This window comes from Paracoccus sp. DMF (assembly GCF_004407025.1).
In the GTDB taxonomy this organism is placed as follows: Bacteria; Pseudomonadota; Alphaproteobacteria; order Rhodobacterales; family Rhodobacteraceae; genus Paracoccus; species Paracoccus aminovorans_B.
On sequence record NZ_SOKV02000012.1, the window covers coordinates 48,229 to 62,310 of the forward strand.

General features: G+C 68.9%; 17 protein-coding genes. 9 read left to right on the top strand and 8 right to left on the bottom strand.

The features are described from left to right. Positions 1 to 3: 3 nt before the first annotated feature. Complete coding sequence (locus E3D03_RS09195) at positions 4 to 1,092, top strand: SPOR domain-containing protein (protein WP_263566708.1); 1,089 nt, start codon at positions 4 to 6, stop codon at positions 1,090 to 1,092. A gap of 4 nt (positions 1,093 to 1,096) precedes the next feature. On the opposite strand, the gene E3D03_RS09200 is transcribed toward E3D03_RS09195, so the two are convergent. The 3 genes from E3D03_RS09200 to E3D03_RS09210 form a co-directional block, all read right to left on the bottom strand. Then, entirely contained in the window at positions 1,097 to 2,116 is a 1,020-nt protein-coding gene (locus E3D03_RS09200) for a hypothetical protein (protein ID WP_263566709.1), read from the bottom strand. Between the two features lie 211 nt (positions 2,117 to 2,327). Further along, on the bottom strand, positions 2,328 to 3,233 hold the full coding sequence (gene rpoH / locus E3D03_RS09205; RefSeq protein ID WP_018000841.1) for an RNA polymerase sigma factor RpoH: 906 nt from the start codon (positions 3,231 to 3,233) through the stop codon (positions 2,328 to 2,330). 66 nt (positions 3,234 to 3,299) lie between these two features. Beyond that, positions 3,300 to 4,325, bottom strand: coding sequence for an RluA family pseudouridine synthase (locus E3D03_RS09210; RefSeq protein WP_263566710.1), 1,026 nt, complete (start codon positions 4,323 to 4,325; stop codon positions 3,300 to 3,302). On the opposite strand from E3D03_RS09210, the gene E3D03_RS09215 reads away from it, so the two are divergent. Further along, the gene (locus E3D03_RS09215; protein WP_318013721.1) at positions 4,324 to 4,629 is read left to right on the top strand and encodes a DUF6476 family protein; all 306 of its coding nucleotides are present in this window, start codon (positions 4,324 to 4,326) and stop codon (positions 4,627 to 4,629) included. The genes E3D03_RS09210 and E3D03_RS09215 overlap by 2 nt on opposite strands. Here E3D03_RS09215 and E3D03_RS09220 read toward each other — a convergent pair. Next, positions 4,620 to 4,862, bottom strand: a complete 243-nt coding sequence (locus E3D03_RS09220) for an accessory factor UbiK family protein (RefSeq protein ID WP_018000844.1) — start codon at positions 4,860 to 4,862, stop codon at positions 4,620 to 4,622. The two genes, E3D03_RS09215 and E3D03_RS09220, sit on opposite strands and share 10 nt — an antisense overlap. Before the next feature lie 114 nt (positions 4,863 to 4,976). On the opposite strand from E3D03_RS09220, the gene lgt reads away from it, so the two are divergent. Genes lgt through pgeF form a run of 3 tightly spaced genes read left to right on the top strand, consistent with a single transcriptional unit; the run spans position 4,977 to position 7,671 of the window. Further along, complete coding sequence (gene lgt, locus E3D03_RS09225; RefSeq protein ID WP_263566711.1) at positions 4,977 to 5,867, top strand: prolipoprotein diacylglyceryl transferase; 891 nt, start codon at positions 4,977 to 4,979, stop codon at positions 5,865 to 5,867. After that, entirely contained in the window at positions 5,864 to 6,907 is a 1,044-nt protein-coding gene (locus E3D03_RS09230; RefSeq protein WP_263566712.1) for a class I SAM-dependent methyltransferase, read from the top strand. The genes lgt and E3D03_RS09230 overlap by 4 nt, the downstream gene beginning before the upstream one ends. Next, on the top strand, positions 6,907 to 7,671 hold the full coding sequence (gene pgeF, locus E3D03_RS09235; protein ID WP_263566713.1) for a peptidoglycan editing factor PgeF: 765 nt from the start codon (positions 6,907 to 6,909) through the stop codon (positions 7,669 to 7,671). The genes E3D03_RS09230 and pgeF overlap by 1 nt, the downstream gene beginning before the upstream one ends. A 228-nt stretch (positions 7,672 to 7,899) precedes the next feature. On the opposite strand, the gene E3D03_RS09240 is transcribed toward pgeF, so the two are convergent. Both E3D03_RS09240 and E3D03_RS09245 read right to left on the bottom strand, forming a co-directional pair. After that, on the bottom strand, positions 7,900 to 8,664 hold the full coding sequence (locus E3D03_RS09240) for an SDR family NAD(P)-dependent oxidoreductase (protein WP_263566714.1): 765 nt from the start codon (positions 8,662 to 8,664) through the stop codon (positions 7,900 to 7,902). Positions 8,665 to 8,867: 203 nt separating this feature from the next. Continuing rightward, entirely contained in the window at positions 8,868 to 9,368 is a 501-nt protein-coding gene (locus E3D03_RS09245; protein ID WP_062562574.1) for an Lrp/AsnC family transcriptional regulator, read from the bottom strand. Positions 9,369 to 9,531: 163 nt separating this feature from the next. Here E3D03_RS09245 and trxB point away from each other — a divergent pair, with 163 nt between their 5' ends. Genes trxB through E3D03_RS09265 form a run of 4 tightly spaced genes read left to right on the top strand, consistent with a single transcriptional unit; the run spans position 9,532 to position 12,838 of the window. After that, the gene (trxB, locus tag E3D03_RS09250) at positions 9,532 to 10,542 is read left to right on the top strand and encodes a thioredoxin-disulfide reductase (RefSeq protein ID WP_263566715.1); all 1,011 of its coding nucleotides are present in this window, start codon (positions 9,532 to 9,534) and stop codon (positions 10,540 to 10,542) included. After that, entirely contained in the window at positions 10,539 to 11,195 is a 657-nt protein-coding gene (locus E3D03_RS09255; protein WP_263566716.1) for a transcription antiterminator BlgG, read from the top strand. Before trxB ends, E3D03_RS09255 begins: the two co-directional genes overlap by 4 nt. 60 nt (positions 11,196 to 11,255) lie before the next feature. Beyond that, complete coding sequence (locus E3D03_RS09260) at positions 11,256 to 12,035, top strand: hypothetical protein (RefSeq protein ID WP_062562571.1); 780 nt, start codon at positions 11,256 to 11,258, stop codon at positions 12,033 to 12,035. Then, a complete protein-coding gene (locus E3D03_RS09265) occupies positions 12,032 to 12,838 on the top strand; it encodes a glycosyltransferase family 2 protein (protein WP_263566717.1) in 807 nt (268 codons plus the stop codon). Before E3D03_RS09260 ends, E3D03_RS09265 begins: the two co-directional genes overlap by 4 nt. Positions 12,839 to 12,845: 7 nt before the next feature. Here E3D03_RS09265 and E3D03_RS09270 read toward each other — a convergent pair whose 3' ends face one another. Together E3D03_RS09270 and E3D03_RS09275 are read right to left on the bottom strand one after the other, a co-directional pair. Further along, positions 12,846 to 13,571 (bottom strand): Crp/Fnr family transcriptional regulator, encoded by a 726-nt coding sequence (locus E3D03_RS09270; RefSeq protein ID WP_263566718.1) that lies wholly within the window; start codon positions 13,569 to 13,571, stop codon positions 12,846 to 12,848. Positions 13,572 to 13,832: 261 nt separating this feature from the next. Next, the gene (locus E3D03_RS09275; protein ID WP_263566719.1) at positions 13,833 to 14,069 is read right to left on the bottom strand and encodes a DUF1150 domain-containing protein; all 237 of its coding nucleotides are present in this window, start codon (positions 14,067 to 14,069) and stop codon (positions 13,833 to 13,835) included. Positions 14,070 to 14,082 lie beyond the last annotated feature (13 nt).

Below are 14,082 nucleotides of genomic sequence, written 5' to 3' on the forward strand. Positions count from 1 at the left end.
ACGATGCTTTGGATGCTGCGGGTGATGCTGGTCTTGGTCCCGGGGCTGGCCTTGGCGCAGGATCTGCGCCCGGCCGAGACGCCTCCGGCCGATTTCTTTGCCCGGCAATATATCGACAGCAAGGGCTGCGTCTTCCTGCGGGGCGACGATGGCGGCTGGCAGGCGCGCGTCTCGCGCGACGGCACGCCGATCTGCGGCTATCCGCCGACGCTGTCCGCGCGGGGCTTGGACGGCAAGCCCCGTCTGCGGGCGCTGGACCCCAATGCCGGGCGCAGCCGGGCCGAGTTGCTGTCCGAGGCGCTGTCGCAGACCGTGCTTACCAATATGCGCCCCGGTGAGCTTGCGGGCGATCCGCAGCCGATGGAAAAGCTGCCCGACATGGGGCCGGAGCCCGCAGCCTCGGGCCCGGCCGATGCGTTGCAGGCCGCGGTCGCGGCCGCACCGGCGCTGCGCCAAGACATGGGCGGCGGGCTGAAGCCGAACCTGCGCCTGTGCGAACTGCTGGGCTATGACGGCGAGCCCGGCGCGACGGGGCTGGGCAGCGATCCGTCGCAAGGCTATTGCGGCTCGCTGCCGCCAGCGGATCTGTCGCGGCTAAGCTTTGCGCGCCCGATCGGCAGCAGTGCAGGCGACACGCCCGACGGCAAGGCCGCGGATGCAAAGCCCGCCGCCGCGCCTGTCCCGGGCGCAAAGCCGGCGACCGAGAAAAGCATCGCTACCGTCTCGCCTAAGCCAAGGACTCCGCAGACGGCAAGACCCGCTGCCGGACCTGTTGCCTTGGCCGGCAAGCAGGCGGCGGCCAAGCCTCAAGGGGTGCCCGCCAAACCCGGCAAAGCCGCCGCGCCCGCGGTCGGCACGATCCCGGCCGGCGCCCGCTATGTGCAGCTTGGCACCTTCGCCGATCCCGGCAATGCGGATCGGGCGGTGCAGCGGGTGGCGGGCCTAGGCTATCCCGTCCTGCGCGGCAAGGACCGCGTGAACGGGCGCGAGGTGCAATTCATCATGGCCGGCCCCTTCGGCGACCGCGAGGGCATCGTGCGCGCGCTGAATGCCATTCGCCGCGCCGGCTATCGCGATGCCTTCCCGCGCTGAGTCGTCATTGGTCGCAGATCTCTTGCAGGGCGATCCATTCGCGGTCGCTCAGCACCGGCTTCGGGATCGCGGTGCGGAACGGGTCGGCCTCGATCAGCCCCAGCACCGCCTCGCCGGTCGGGTCCAGCGACCGGGCATAGGGCTCGCTGGAGATACCGGCCCGGGTGAAATAGGCCAGCAGCTGCTCGTCGTCGGGGCGCGGCACGGCATCGGCCAGCAGCTTCTCGCCATAGCCCGACAGCGCCCTGCCCGGCAGCGTCCCCGCGGTCAGCAGGTGGAAGGTGGCGCGTGGCCCGGCATAGCGCAGCGCTGCCAGCATCGGGTCGTTCGTGACCGCCGCCGCCTGGGCGGCCAGGACATGGCCGGCGGCGACCTCGGGCGTCAGCTGGCCCTCGATCAGGTCTTCGCCGATCACCGTGATCGGGCCCGGCAGGCGCAGGGCGCCGCGCAGCGTGGCGGGGACCACGGCGATTTCGGCCTCCGGGCCGATCAGCCGCGTCGCCAGCTTCTGGCGCACCATGTCGCCGGCGGGTCGCGAGCAGGGGCTGCCGGTGGTCTTGGCGATCTCGGCCAGGATCAGCCGCCCGATCTCGGCGCGCTGCGCCGGGGGCGCGATGTCGGCGGCGTGGCGCACCAGCGCCGGCGGCACCCAGAACAGTGCCAGGACCGCCATCACCGCCGCCGCACCCAGCATCAGCCCGCCGCGCAGGCGCCCGGGATGCGGCTTGCTGGCCTCGATGGCGCGATGCACTTTCGAGATGGCCGAGATCATCAGCTCGTCCTCGATCTCCAGCTCCTCGCCGGCCTCGGGCCCGCCGGGCGCATAGCGCGCCGGCATCTTGCCCGGGTTGAGCCGGGTCACCGCCGGCAGCGACCAATGCGTCAGCGGCACTTCGGACCGCGGATCGGTCAGCACCAGCGTCGCGTCGCCGAACGAGACGATGACATCGCGCAATTGCGCCTTGGGCGTTTCGCGCCAGATGCCGGCGGCCTCGAGCCGTTGATATTGGTTCAGCGCTGTCATTCCTGCGCCATCGGCCTCCGCTGCCCTGTCCCGACCATAAGCCAAGCCCGGCGCCGGTCAACGGTCCCGCTTTTCAAGGAAATTCCCGCCCGGCGCCAGAGGGGGAAAATGCGCGGAAGGGCCGAGGTCGGCTTGCGACGAAAACCAACCCCGCCTTGGCAGCCGCGATCCGGCGGTCCGCGCCGAGCCCGGCGCAGCCCCGAGAGCCGCGTCAGAGCGCGGAAGGCACCGCCATGCCCCGCTCGCGCGCCAGTTCACGGATGCGATTTTGCAGCTTTTCGAAGGCCCGCACCTCGATCTGGCGGATCCGCTCGCGCGAGACGTCGTAGCGCGTCGACAGATCCTCGAGCGTCATCGGGTCGTCGCGGAGGCGCCGCTCCATCAGGATGTCCTTCTCGCGGTCGTTCAGGACGTCCATGGCGGCGATCAGCATCTCGCGCCGCGCCGACATCTCGTCGGCCTCGGCAAAGGCCTCGGCCTGGTTGGCGCTGTCATCCTCGAGCCAGTCCTGCCATTGCGCCGTCGATTCGCCATCGCCCGAGCCCACCGTCGCGTTCAGCGAGGCATCGCCCCCCGACAGCCGGCGGTTCATGTCGATGACTTCCTGTTCCGACACGTTCAGGTCATGCGCGATCTGCGCGACGTTTTCCGGCCGCAGGTCGCCTTCCTCCAACGCGCCCAGCTTGGACTTGGCCTTGCGCAGGTTGAAGAACAGCTTCTTCTGCGCGCTCGTCGTGCCCATCTTTACCAGCGACCAGGACCGCAGGATGTATTCCTGGATCGAGGCGCGGATCCACCACATCGCGTAAGTGGCCAGCCGGAAACCCTTTTCCGGGTCGAAGCGCTTGACCGCCTGCATCAGGCCGACGTTCGCCTCGGAAATCACCTCGGCCTGGGGCAGGCCATAGCCGCGATAGCCCATGGCGATCTTGGCGGCCAGCCGCAGGTGCGAGGTGACCAGCTTCTGCGCCGCCTCGGGATCCTCGTGATCCGTCCAGCGCTTGGCCAGCATGTATTCCTCCTCCGGCTCCAGCAGGGGAAACTTGCGGATCTCCTGCAGGTAGCGGTTCAGGCCCTGTTCGGGGCTGGGTGCCGGAAGCTGGGTATAGTTCGCCATCTGAAAATTCCCTGTCCCGCGCGGTCGCGGGCCTTTGTGAACGCTATCATCCCGGGGCGGGTTCCGTCATGCGGTCCGCCCGCGCAGTTTTTCCAGAAGGCCGGCCATGTCGGGCGGCACCGGGCTGGAGAAGGCCAGCGATTCGCCGCTGACCGGATGGTCGAAGCCCAGCTCGGCCGCATGCAGCGCCTGGCGGGGAAAGGCCGCGACGGCCGCGGCAAGGTCGGGCCCGAGCGCCCGGGCCGAGGCCCGCCTTGCGCCACCATAGACCGGATCGCCGACCAGCCCCAGCCCGGCATGCGCCATATGCACGCGGATTTGATGGGTGCGGCCGGTTTCCAGCCGGCATTCCACCAGCATTACCGCGGGCGGCGTGCCGAAGGTCTCGATCAACCGCGCCCGGGTCACCGCATGGCGGCCGTTCTGGAAGCTGACCGCCTGGCGCTGCCGGTCGGTCGGATGCCGGCCCAGAAGCGTGGTGATGCGCAACACGCCGCCCGGTTCGAAGGCAATGCCGGGCAGGCCGCGCAGCCGCGCATCGGCCGGGTCGATCGCGCCATGCGCCAGCGCCAGGTAGCGCCGATGCGCCGAATGGTCGGCGAATTGCCGCGCCAGGCCATGATGCGCGCGGTCGGTCTTGGCTACGACCAGAAGGCCCGAGGTCTCCTTGTCGATGCGGTGCACGATCCCGGGCCGCGCCGCGCCGCCGATACCCGAGAGGCTGTCCGCGCAATGGTGCAGCAGCGCATTGACCAGCGTGCCCGAGGGGCTGCCCGGCGCCGGATGCACCACCATGCCGGCGGGCTTGTCCACGACGATCAGGTCCGCGTCCTCATAGGCGATGCTCAGCGGGATCGCCTCGGGCAGCGCGTCCAGGGCCTCGGGTGTGCCGATCTCGACGCGATAATCGCCGGTCTCGGCCCGGGCCTTGCCATCCGTCACCGGCCCCGAAGGGCCGCGCACCGCGCCTTCGGCAATCAGTTTCGCCAGGCGCGAGCGCGACAGCGCCGCCTGCTCTGGCGCGCAAAGCGCAAGCGCCTTATCAAGCCGGTCGGAAAGACCTTCGGGAATGGTGATGAGGATTTCGGCCATGGCGCGGGATGATAGGGCGGATGCGGGGCCAGAGGAAGCGCTGCCGATGCTGCGCTGGCTGCGCCTGCTGGTGACGTCGCTGGCGGTGGTGATGGGCCTGGGCGTGCTGGTGATCGCGGCGCTGCTGTGGCTGCGGCTGTCCGAGGCGCCGCTGCCGGACCTGCCCGAAAGCGTCGCCCTGCCCGAGGGCGCCAAGCCCGCCGCCGTCACCTTCGCCCGCGACTGGCTGGTCGTGGTCACCGAAACCGGCGAGGTGCTGCTTTACGACCGCCAGGGCAAGCTGCGCGAGCGGCTTCAGCCCTGAGCCTTCAGCGCCTCGATCTCGGCGCGCAGCTCGGCGTTTTCGGCCCGGGCCTTGATCGCCATCTCGCGCACCGCCTCGAATTCCTCGCGGGTGACGAAGTCGCGGTCGGCCAGCCAGCGGTCGATCCAGCCGTTGAAGGCGGTCTGGGCCTCGTCCTTGGCGCCCTGGGCCACGCCCATGGCATTGGTCATCAATTTCGAGAGATCGTCGAAGAAGCGGTTGTTGGCGGTCATGGCGGGCCTTTCGATTCCATGTTGCCTCCTATATGGCCCCGGGGGCGCGGCTGTTCAATCGGTTGACACCCGCCGCCCCCCGCGTAGCCTGCGCCGGCGCCAGATGAGGACCCTATGACCGACATTCCCTGGATCTCGCCCGAGATCTTCACCATCCACCTGTTCGGCATGGAGTTTTCGCTGCGCTGGTATGCGCTGGCCTATCTGGTGGGGCTGCTGGCCGGTTGGCGGATCATGGTGGCGCTGATGCGCCGGCCGGCGCTTTGGGGCGACCGCGCGCCGATGCGGCCGGGCCAGGTCGAGGAGCTGCTGACCTGGGTGATCCTGGGCGTGGTGCTGGGCGGGCGGCTGGGCTTCGTGCTGTTCTATGAACCGGCCTATTACCTCGCCAACCCCGCGCAGATCCCGCTGCTGTGGCAGGGCGGCATGTCCTTTCACGGCGGGTTCCTGGGCGTGGTGCTGGCCTCCTGGTGGTTCTGCCGCCGCCATGCCATCCCGGCGCTGCGGCTGGCCGATGCGCTGGCGGTGGCGACGCCGATTGGCCTCGGCTTGGGCCGGGTGGCGAATTTCATCAATGCCGAACTGTGGGGCCGGCCGACCGATGCGCCTTGGGGGGTGATCTTTCCGGGCGCTGCGGCGCAGGACTGCCCCGGCGTGACCGGGCTTTGCGCCCGCCACCCCAGCCAGCTTTACGAGGCCGGGCTCGAGGGGGTGGTGCTGGCAGCCCTGCTGTTCCTGCTGGTCCGCCTGGGCGGGTTGCGCCGGCCCGGGCAGGCGCTGGGGGTCTTCCTGATGGGCTATGGCCTGTCGCGCTTCGTGGTCGAGTTCTTCCGCCAGGCCGATGCGCAATTCATCACGCCCGACAATCCGCTGGGCCATGTGCTGGGCGGGCCGGTCTGGGGCGTGACCATGGGACAGCTGCTATCGCTGCCGATGGTGCTGGTCGGGCTGGCGTTCCTGATGCGCGCGCGGATGCGCCCCACGGTGCCCGCAGCCGCGCCATGACCCCGCTCGCGCGCCTGATCGCGGCGCAGATCCGGCTGTCGGGGCCGATGCGGCTGGACGATTACATGCGGCTGTGCCTGCTGCATCCGCAGCACGGCTATTACGCGACGCGCGACCCGTTCGGCGCGCAAGGCGACTTCACCACCGCGCCCGAGATCAGCCAGATGTTCGGCGAGATGATCGGGCTGGCGCTGGCGCAGTCCTGGCTGGACCAGGGGCGCCCCGCGCCCTTTGCCCTGGCCGAGATCGGGCCGGGCCGCGGCACGCTGATGGCCGATATTCTGCGCGCCATTCGTATTCTGCCCGGCATGGTCGAGGCGGCGCAGGTGCATCTGGTCGAGGCCTCGGCCCATCTGCGCCAGGTGCAGCGCGAGCGGCTGGGCGCGGTCACGCATCTGGATGATGCCGCGCAACTGCCTGAAATGCCGCTGTTCCTGGTCGCGAACGAGTTCTTCGACGCCCTGCCGATCCGGCAGTTCCAGCGCACGCTCGACGGCTGGGCCGAGCGCATGGTCACGCTGGACGACACGGGCGCGCTGGCCCTGAGCCTCGGCCCCACCGCGCCCGGTCCCGCCGCGCCCGAAGGCCAGATCCGCGAAACCTGCCCCGAGGCCGCGCCCGTCGTCGCCGCCATCGCCGCCCGCATCGCCCGGCGTGGCGGTATGGCGCTGGTCATCGACTATGGCGATTGGGACGGGCAGGGCGACACCTTCCAGGCCCTGCGCCGCCACCGTCCCGAGCCGGTCCTGGCCCATCCCGGCGAGGCCGACCTGACCGCGCATGTCGATTTTCGCAGCTTGGCCGATCTGGCGGCCGCCGGGGGGCTTTGTCCCTCGCGCATGGTCACGCAAGGCGAATGGCTGTCGCGGCTGGGCATCGCCGCGCGGGCCGAGCGGCTGGCGGCGGCCGGAGATGCCGGCGCCACGGCCGCGCTTCATCGCTTGACCGCGCCCGGGGAAATGGGTCACCTGTTCAAGGCGCTGGCCTTCTGGCAACCCGGCGCGCCGGTGCCGCCCGGTTTCGAACCCTTGGACAGGTGATGCAGACCACGCTGGAAATCCTGACCCATCCGCTGCTCGACACGGTGCGGCATGGCTTTTTCACCCGGCGCGGCGGCGCCTCCTCGGGGCTGTTTTCCGGGCTGAACTGCGGCTTCGGCTCCAGCGACCAAGCCGAGATCGTGGCCATCAACCGCGCCCGCGTCGCCGAGGCCATGGGCGTCGCGCCCGGCCGGCTGGCGACCGTGCATCAGGTGCATTCGGCCGAGGTCGCAGTGCTGCGCGCCGGCGACGAAGCCGCTGATTTCACGGGAATTCGTGCCGATGGCATCGTTACCGACCAGCCCGGCGTGGCGCTGGCGGTGCTGACCGCCGATTGCCAGCCGATCCTGCTGGCCGATCCGCAGGCGGGGGTGATCGGCGCCGTCCATGCCGGCTGGCGCGGCGCGCTTTCCGGCGTGATCGAGGCCGCCGTCGCCGCAATGCAGGACCTGGGCGCGACCCGCATCCGCGCCGTGATCGGCCCGACGATCAGCCAGCGCGCCTATGAGGTCGGCCCCGAGTTCATGGACGAGGTGCTGGCCGAGGATCCCGGCCACCAGCGCTTTTTCGCCGGAGGCCCGAACGGCCGGCCGATGTTCGACCTGCCGGGCTTTGGCCTGATGCGGCTGCGCGAGGCCGGGGTCGAGGCGGAATGGACCCGGCACTGCACCTATGCCGACCCCGAGCGGTTCTTTTCCTATCGCCGCAGCACGCATCAGAACGAGGCGGATTACGGGCGGCTGATCTCGGTCATCGCGCTGTGACGCAACGGGTGTGCGCAGCTTGCGCAACGCCGGTGCCAAGGGGTTGGTTTTTCTGAAAAACCGGGGGTGACAGCCGTACACTGCGCGTACACGGGTCGTGCACCGGGGGGCGGACATTCTGGAGCCGTCGCCAAGGGTGGCGTCCGCCGGCGGATGTCCGTTCTGCGGGGCGTTGCGGACATTTGCCACGGCTGAACGGCCTATCAAGGCCGTTCTAGCCATCATGGCTTAAGTCAGATTCAAACCGCCATCCGACAGCAGGATTTCCCCCGTGATGTAATCCGCCCTGATCAGCATCATAACCACCTGAGCAATGTCGGCTGGCCGCGCTGCCCGCTTCATCGGAGACTGCGCTTGCCACAACGCCTGCGCTTCGGTCCAGTCGGCAGTCAGCGGCGTGTCAACCAGCCCCGGCGCGACCGCGTTCACTCTGATCTCAGGCCCCAAGGTCCGCGCCAGAAGCCGCGTGACATGGTTGAGTGCCGCCTTCGTCGCCGCGTAAGGGATCGATCCGCCTTTAGGCCGCACACCGGCGTGCGAGCTGATATTGATAACGCAAGCGCCGCCATTTCTTTGCGCCGAGGCGCGCAGATGCTTCTCGCTCAGCGCGATAAGCTGAAATGGAGCGATGACGTTGACCTCATACTGCGCTCGCCAGATGTCAGGACTTGCCGCTGCAAGATCGTCATGCGGGATCAGCCCGCTGATCCCCGCATTATTGACCAGAACATCCAGCCTTCCAGTGATGGCAACCGCCTCTGAGATGAGCCTCACTCTCTCCGCCTCTTGAGAGAGGTCGGCCTGAATGTAGGCCGCAAAACCGAGCTCCGCGGCAAGCGCCGCGCCTTTTTCAGGTGACCTGCCTGAGTGCAGAATTACGAACAGGCCTTCGTCGACAAGCCGACGCGCAATCGCGGCCCCTATGCCAGATGTGGACCCTGTTACCAAGGCAACCTTTCGATTGGGCGCAGCCTGGTTTATCATCTCTCTCATGTTCTTCTCTTGTGCACGAGTAACCAAACCAAACCGACCGTCTGCGATGGGCTCGAAGCATCGCTCACCAGATTCGAGGCAGGATCAAGGCGCGCGCCTCCGGCGCGGCAGCGGCGATTACGAACACAGCGATTGTTTCAGTGAGCGAGGTTGCCAAAAGCAGCAAGACGACGTCGACTGCCGGCGGAGGGCTTTCTGCCCCCTCACCCCACTGCCGCCGCGCGTTCCTCGACCACGGTGAAGGGCACGCCCGGCTCGTCCTTGGCGCAGCGGATCACCAGCGAGGTCTTGACCGAGGCCACGTTCGGCGCCGCGGTCAGGCTTTCGGTCAGGAAACGCTGGAAGCTCGGCAGGTCGGGCGAGACGCATTTCAGGATGAAGTCGATCTCGCCGTTCAGCATGTGGCACTCGCGCACCAGGGGCCAGTCGCGGGCCAGGGCCTCGAAGGCCGAGAGGTCGCGCTCGGACTGGCTCTGCAGGCGGACCATGGCAAAGACCTGCACCTCGAAGCCCAGTTCGCGGGCGTCGATCTCGGCGTGATAGCCGCGGATATAGCCCATCTCCTCCAGCGCGCGGACCCGGCGCAGGCAGGGCGGGGCCGAAATGCCCACGCGCCGCGCCAGCTCGACATTGGTCATTCGACCGTCGCCCTGCAGCTCTGCCAGGATTTTTCGGTCGATCTCGTCAAGTCTGGCGCCGCTCATCTTTTCCTCTTGGGCCGTCTTCCGGCCAAAATCATGCGGGAAGCTACCCCGATGGGCAGGTTTGCGCAATATTCTTTCCGCCGTCGTCCTGCGCCCCGGGACGGATTGCATGAGGCGGCGGGGGTGATTACCTAGGCGGCGCAACGCGAAAGGTCCACATCCCATGTCACATGCCGCCGAAAGCCCCGATGCCGTGCTGCCCGCCCATACCCGGGTGCTGATCGTGGGTTCGGGCCCGGCGGGCTATACCGCCGCCGTCTATGCCGCGCGCGCGATGCTGAGCCCGGTGCTGATCCAGGGCATGCAGCCCGGCGGCCAGCTGACCATCACCACCGAGGTCGAGAACTGGCCCGGCGAGACCGAGATCCAGGGCCCCGACCTGATGGTGAAGATGGAGGCCCATGCCCGCGCCATGGGCGCGCGCATCTTCATCGACACGGTGACCAAGCTGGATCTGCAGGTGCGGCCCTTTGTCGCGACGCTGGATTCCGGCGCGCGCCTCACCGCCGATGCGGTGATCCTGGCCACCGGCGCCCAGGCGCGCTGGCTGGGCCTGCCGAGCGAGGAGAAGTTCAAGGGCTTCGGCGTTTCGGCCTGCGCCACCTGCGACGGCTTCTTCTATCGCAACCGCGAGGTGGTGGTGATCGGCGGCGGCAATACCGCGGTCGAGGAGGCGCTGTTCCTGACCAATTTCGCCAGCAAGGTGACGCTAGTGCATCGCCGCGACAGCCTGCGGGCCGAGAAGATCCTGCAGGAGCGGCTGTTCCGCCATCCCAAGGTCTCGGTCCTGTGGGACCACGCGCTGGCCGAGGTCGAGGGCACCGAGGCGCCGCTGGGCGTGACCGGGGTGCGGGTGCGGCATGTCACATTGGGGACCGAGCAGGTGATCCCGGCGGACGGGGTCTTCATCGCCATCGGCCATGCGCCGGCATCCGAGCTGGTCGCGGCGCAGCTGGAACTGCACAACGGCGGCTATGTGAAGGTCGAGCCGGGCACGACCCGGACCTCGATCCCCGGCGTGTTCGCCGCGGGCGACCTGACCGATCACATCTATCGCCAGGCGGTGACCAGCGCCGGCATGGGCTGCATGGCGGCGCTGGATGCCGAGCGCTGGCTGGCCGAGCATGACATGGCCGGCGCGCCGAACCCGCATGCGGCCGAGATCCCGGCGTGAGCGCCTTCGCCCCGCTGCCCGAGCTTTACGTCACCGAGGCCGCCGCCGAGGGCTTGCGCAATGAGGCCACCCGGCGGTTGCAATGGCGGCTGACGCCCGGGCAGATGCGCGATCTGGGCCTGCTGATGGACGGCGCCATGCTGCCCCTGCGCGGCTATCTGGACGAGGCGGATCACGCGGCGGTGCTGGCGGAGGGGCGGCTGGCCTCGGGGGCGTTCTGGCCGCTGGCGCTGGTGCTGGAGGTCTCGGACGGTTTCGCCCATGACCTGGAGACCGGCGAGGACATTGCGCTGTGCGGCCCGGACGGGGCGGTGCTGGCGATGATGTCGGTGACCGACCGCTGGGGTGCGGGGCCGGTGCGGCTGGGCGGGCGCGTCAAGGGGCTGGCGCCGGTGCCGGGACGCGACGGCGCGCTGACGCCCAATGCGCTGCGGGCGCAGTTCCGCGACCTTGGCGCGGGCCGGGTGGTGGCGGAACTGGGCGAGGGCGTGGTGCTGCGTCCCGATGCGGGCGAGGCGGTGGTGCTGCCGGTCACCGGCGCGGCCGCCTGGCAGGCGATCGCTGCGCGCAATCATGGCGCCACGCATCTGGCGACCGGCGGCGACGCGGCGCTGCGGGCCTTGGCGGCCGAGGTCGGGCTTGAAGCCGCCTAGCCGCGCGTTGACCGGAACGGAGGCATCGCCTATCGCTGGGCCAGCAACATGAGAGCGCCGATGACCGAGCCCGTCCTGATCTTGACCATGAAATGGGGCACCCTCTATGGGGCCGAGGACGTGAACCGGCTGGCGCGGCAGGTGCGCCGCCACCTGGCGCGGCCGCATCGCTTCATCTGCTTCACCGACGATGCGCAGGGCATCGACCCGGGCGTCGAGGCGCTGCCCCTGCCGGAACTGGGCCTGCCGCCCGGCCATGGCGACACGCGCTGGCGCAAGCTCGCGCTGTTCCGCCGCGACCTGGGCGGCTTTGCCGGCGCCACGGCGCTGTTTCTGGACCTGGACCTTGTGGTGGTTGACGATCTGGCGCCGTTCTTCGATCTGCCGGGCGATTTCTTCATCATCCGCGACGACGACCTGTTCCGGCCGAAGCCCTTGCGCAAGGTGAACCCGGCGCGCGACCGCTTCCTGCATTCGGTCGGCAATTCCTCGGTCTTTCGCTATGAGGTGGGGGCGCATGGCTATATTCTGGACGCCTATCTGGCCGATCCGGGGGCGGCGACGGCGAATTACGAGATCAGCCAGCAGTTCCAGAGCGCGCAGCTGGCGGCGCATGGCAACCTGCATTACTGGCCGCAGGGCTGGTGCGTCAGCTTCAAGAACGACTGCGTGCCGCGCAACCTGCTGAGCTATCTGTCGGATCCGAAACTGCCCGCGGGGGCGAAGATCGTGCTGTTCGCCGGCGCGCCGAAGATGGAGGACGTCTTTGCCGGGCGCGGGCACAAATGGTATCGCCGCATCGGCAATATCGACTGGCTGCGAAAGGCCTGGCAGGGATGATCGCGGATGCCTTCCGGCGCCTGAAGCAGGCCCGGCGCATCAGGGCGGCCGAGGCCGAGATCCTGGCCCGGCGCAGCGCGCCGCGGCCGCACGGGCTGGACGCGCCGCTGGTCGTCAGCCTGACCAGCTATCCCGCGCGTTTTGCGGCGCTGGAGCTGGTGCTGCGCTCGATCCTGACGCAAAGCGTGGCGGCGGATCGGGTCATCCTGTGGCTGGACGCGGGCGACGAGGACCGGCTGCCGCCCGGCATCCGCGCCTTGGACGTCGAAACCCGGATCTGCCCGAACTGGCGCAGCTACAAGAAGATCGTGCCGACCCTGGCCGAGGCGCCCGAGGCCTATGTCGTCACCGCCGACGACGATGTCCATTACCGCGCCGACTGGCTGGAAGGGCTGGTCGCCCGGGCCGGGGCGGGGGTGGTCTGCCACCGCGCGCATCGGGTGCTGCTGCGGGATGGCCGCCCGGCCCCCTATGGCGAGTGGCAGCGCAATATCGGCGCGCCCGAGGCCGGGCCGCTGGTGTTTCCGACCGGGGTCGGCGGCGTGCTCTATGCGCCGGGCGTGTTCCATCCCGACGTGACCGATTCCGAACTGTTCCAGCGGCTGGCGCCTTCGGCCGACGATGTGTGGCTGTACTGGATGCACCGGCTGCGGGGCTCGCGGCCGGAAAAGATCGGCGGGCGCTATCGCATCCTGGAATGGCCGGGATCGCAGGCGCAGAACCTGCGCGCCGGCAACCTGGCGGGCGACGGCAACGACCGCGCCGTCGCCGCCATGCTGGCGCATTACGGCTTTCCGGGCTGAGCCGCGCCTAGACCAGCTGCTTGTGGGTCAACCGGCCCGGGTCCAGCACCCGGATCATGCCGCGCCCCATCTCGATGATGCGCTGGTCGCGCAGCTGCGCCAGCGTGCGGTTCACCGTCTGGCGCGTGCAGCCGGCCAGCAGCGCGATCTGCGACTGGCTGATGTGGACCTCGTCCCGGTCGGTGCTGAGCCGCAAGAGGTGCAGGCAGATGCGCGCCTCGGCCGGGTAGAACTGGGCGATGGCGTGCAGCCGGTTGTCGCGCACCAGCCGGCCATGCAGGATGGCGGCGAAATTCTTCAGCAATCGCTCGGCCGGGACATATTTCATCAGCAGAACTTCGTTGAAGATCAACAGCTTGCTGTCCGGCAGCGCGCGGCAGGTCGCGGCGCAGGTCTTGCCCGAGAACAGCTCGACCTCGCCCATCACCTCGCCCGGGCCGGCGACATGGGCAAGCACGGTATTGCCGTTCAGGTCGACGAAGGTCACCTCGACCCGGCCCTCGACGATCAGATAGGCGGCATAGGCTTCTTCGCCCTGGCGCAGGATCTCGGCCCCCTGCGGATAGGCGCGCGGCGTGCATTCGGCGTAAAAGGCGCGGCGGCGTTCCGGGGACAGGCCGTCCAGCAGGTCGGGCAGCAGGTTGTCCCAGCGCGCATAGGGAAACCAGGGCAGGCCGTGATGCGGGTCGCGCGCGGTTCGGCCGCGCGAGGTCTCGCCTGTCGTCTTCTGCAAAACGGCGCCTCCCGAACCAGCCTTTCGTGATGGTAGGGATAGATCGCACAAGGCCGGCCAAAAAGGAACAAAAAAACCCGCGAAATGGCGGGTGGGCCGGCTTACGCGCCAGGGGATCCGCACTCATGACCCGATGCAACCAACAATGGATCCCCAGACGTGTCTTCTGATTTAGCGGATTTCCGCCGCAGCTATGTCAACTACCGGACACTTGGTGCGGAAAAATTCACCTTCCGGTAATTTTTCCGCGCCGCGAGGGGGTTAGTGGACGCTGACCGGCGTCAGCTCGTTCTGGCGCGCCAGCATGAAGGCCAGGCTGCGGTCCTTGACCAGGGCCAGCCGCTCGCCGTCGATGCCATGCACGGCATAGAGCGCATCGACGCCGGGCACCTGGCGGCGCACCTCGTCGGGCAGCGTGTCCATGGCCACGCGGCGGATGTAGACAGTGTTGCCGGTGCTGTCGTTCAGCGCCGGTCCGAAATCGAATTTCTCGTTCATCTGCGATCCCCTT

Excerpts from the sequence above, each read along its gene's own strand:
- E3D03_RS09195 (WP_263566708.1), top strand. The coding sequence starts at position 4 with ATGCTTTGGATGCTGCGGGTGATGCTGGTCTTGGTCCCGGGGCTGGCC.
- E3D03_RS09200 (WP_263566709.1), bottom strand. The coding sequence starts at position 2,116 with ATGACAGCGCTGAACCAATATCAACGGCTCGAGGCCGCCGGCATCTGG.
- rpoH (WP_018000841.1), bottom strand. The coding sequence starts at position 3,233 with ATGGCGAACTATACCCAGCTTCCGGCACCCAGCCCCGAACAGGGCCTG.
- E3D03_RS09215 (WP_318013721.1), top strand. The coding sequence starts at position 4,324 with ATGGCGCGGGATGATAGGGCGGATGCGGGGCCAGAGGAAGCGCTGCCG.
- E3D03_RS09210 (WP_263566710.1), bottom strand. The coding sequence starts at position 4,325 with ATGGCCGAAATCCTCATCACCATTCCCGAAGGTCTTTCCGACCGGCTT.
- E3D03_RS09220 (WP_018000844.1), bottom strand. The coding sequence starts at position 4,862 with ATGACCGCCAACAACCGCTTCTTCGACGATCTCTCGAAATTGATGACC.
- lgt (WP_263566711.1), top strand. The coding sequence starts at position 4,977 with ATGACCGACATTCCCTGGATCTCGCCCGAGATCTTCACCATCCACCTG.
- E3D03_RS09230 (WP_263566712.1), top strand. The coding sequence starts at position 5,864 with ATGACCCCGCTCGCGCGCCTGATCGCGGCGCAGATCCGGCTGTCGGGG.
- pgeF (WP_263566713.1), top strand. The coding sequence starts at position 6,907 with ATGCAGACCACGCTGGAAATCCTGACCCATCCGCTGCTCGACACGGTG.
- E3D03_RS09240 (WP_263566714.1), bottom strand. The coding sequence starts at position 8,664 with ATGAGAGAGATGATAAACCAGGCTGCGCCCAATCGAAAGGTTGCCTTG.
- E3D03_RS09245 (WP_062562574.1), bottom strand. The coding sequence starts at position 9,368 with ATGAGCGGCGCCAGACTTGACGAGATCGACCGAAAAATCCTGGCAGAG.
- trxB (WP_263566715.1), top strand. The coding sequence starts at position 9,532 with ATGTCACATGCCGCCGAAAGCCCCGATGCCGTGCTGCCCGCCCATACC.
- E3D03_RS09260 (WP_062562571.1), top strand. The coding sequence starts at position 11,256 with ATGACCGAGCCCGTCCTGATCTTGACCATGAAATGGGGCACCCTCTAT.
- E3D03_RS09265 (WP_263566717.1), top strand. The coding sequence starts at position 12,032 with ATGATCGCGGATGCCTTCCGGCGCCTGAAGCAGGCCCGGCGCATCAGG.
- E3D03_RS09275 (WP_263566719.1), bottom strand. The coding sequence starts at position 14,069 with ATGAACGAGAAATTCGATTTCGGACCGGCGCTGAACGACAGCACCGGC.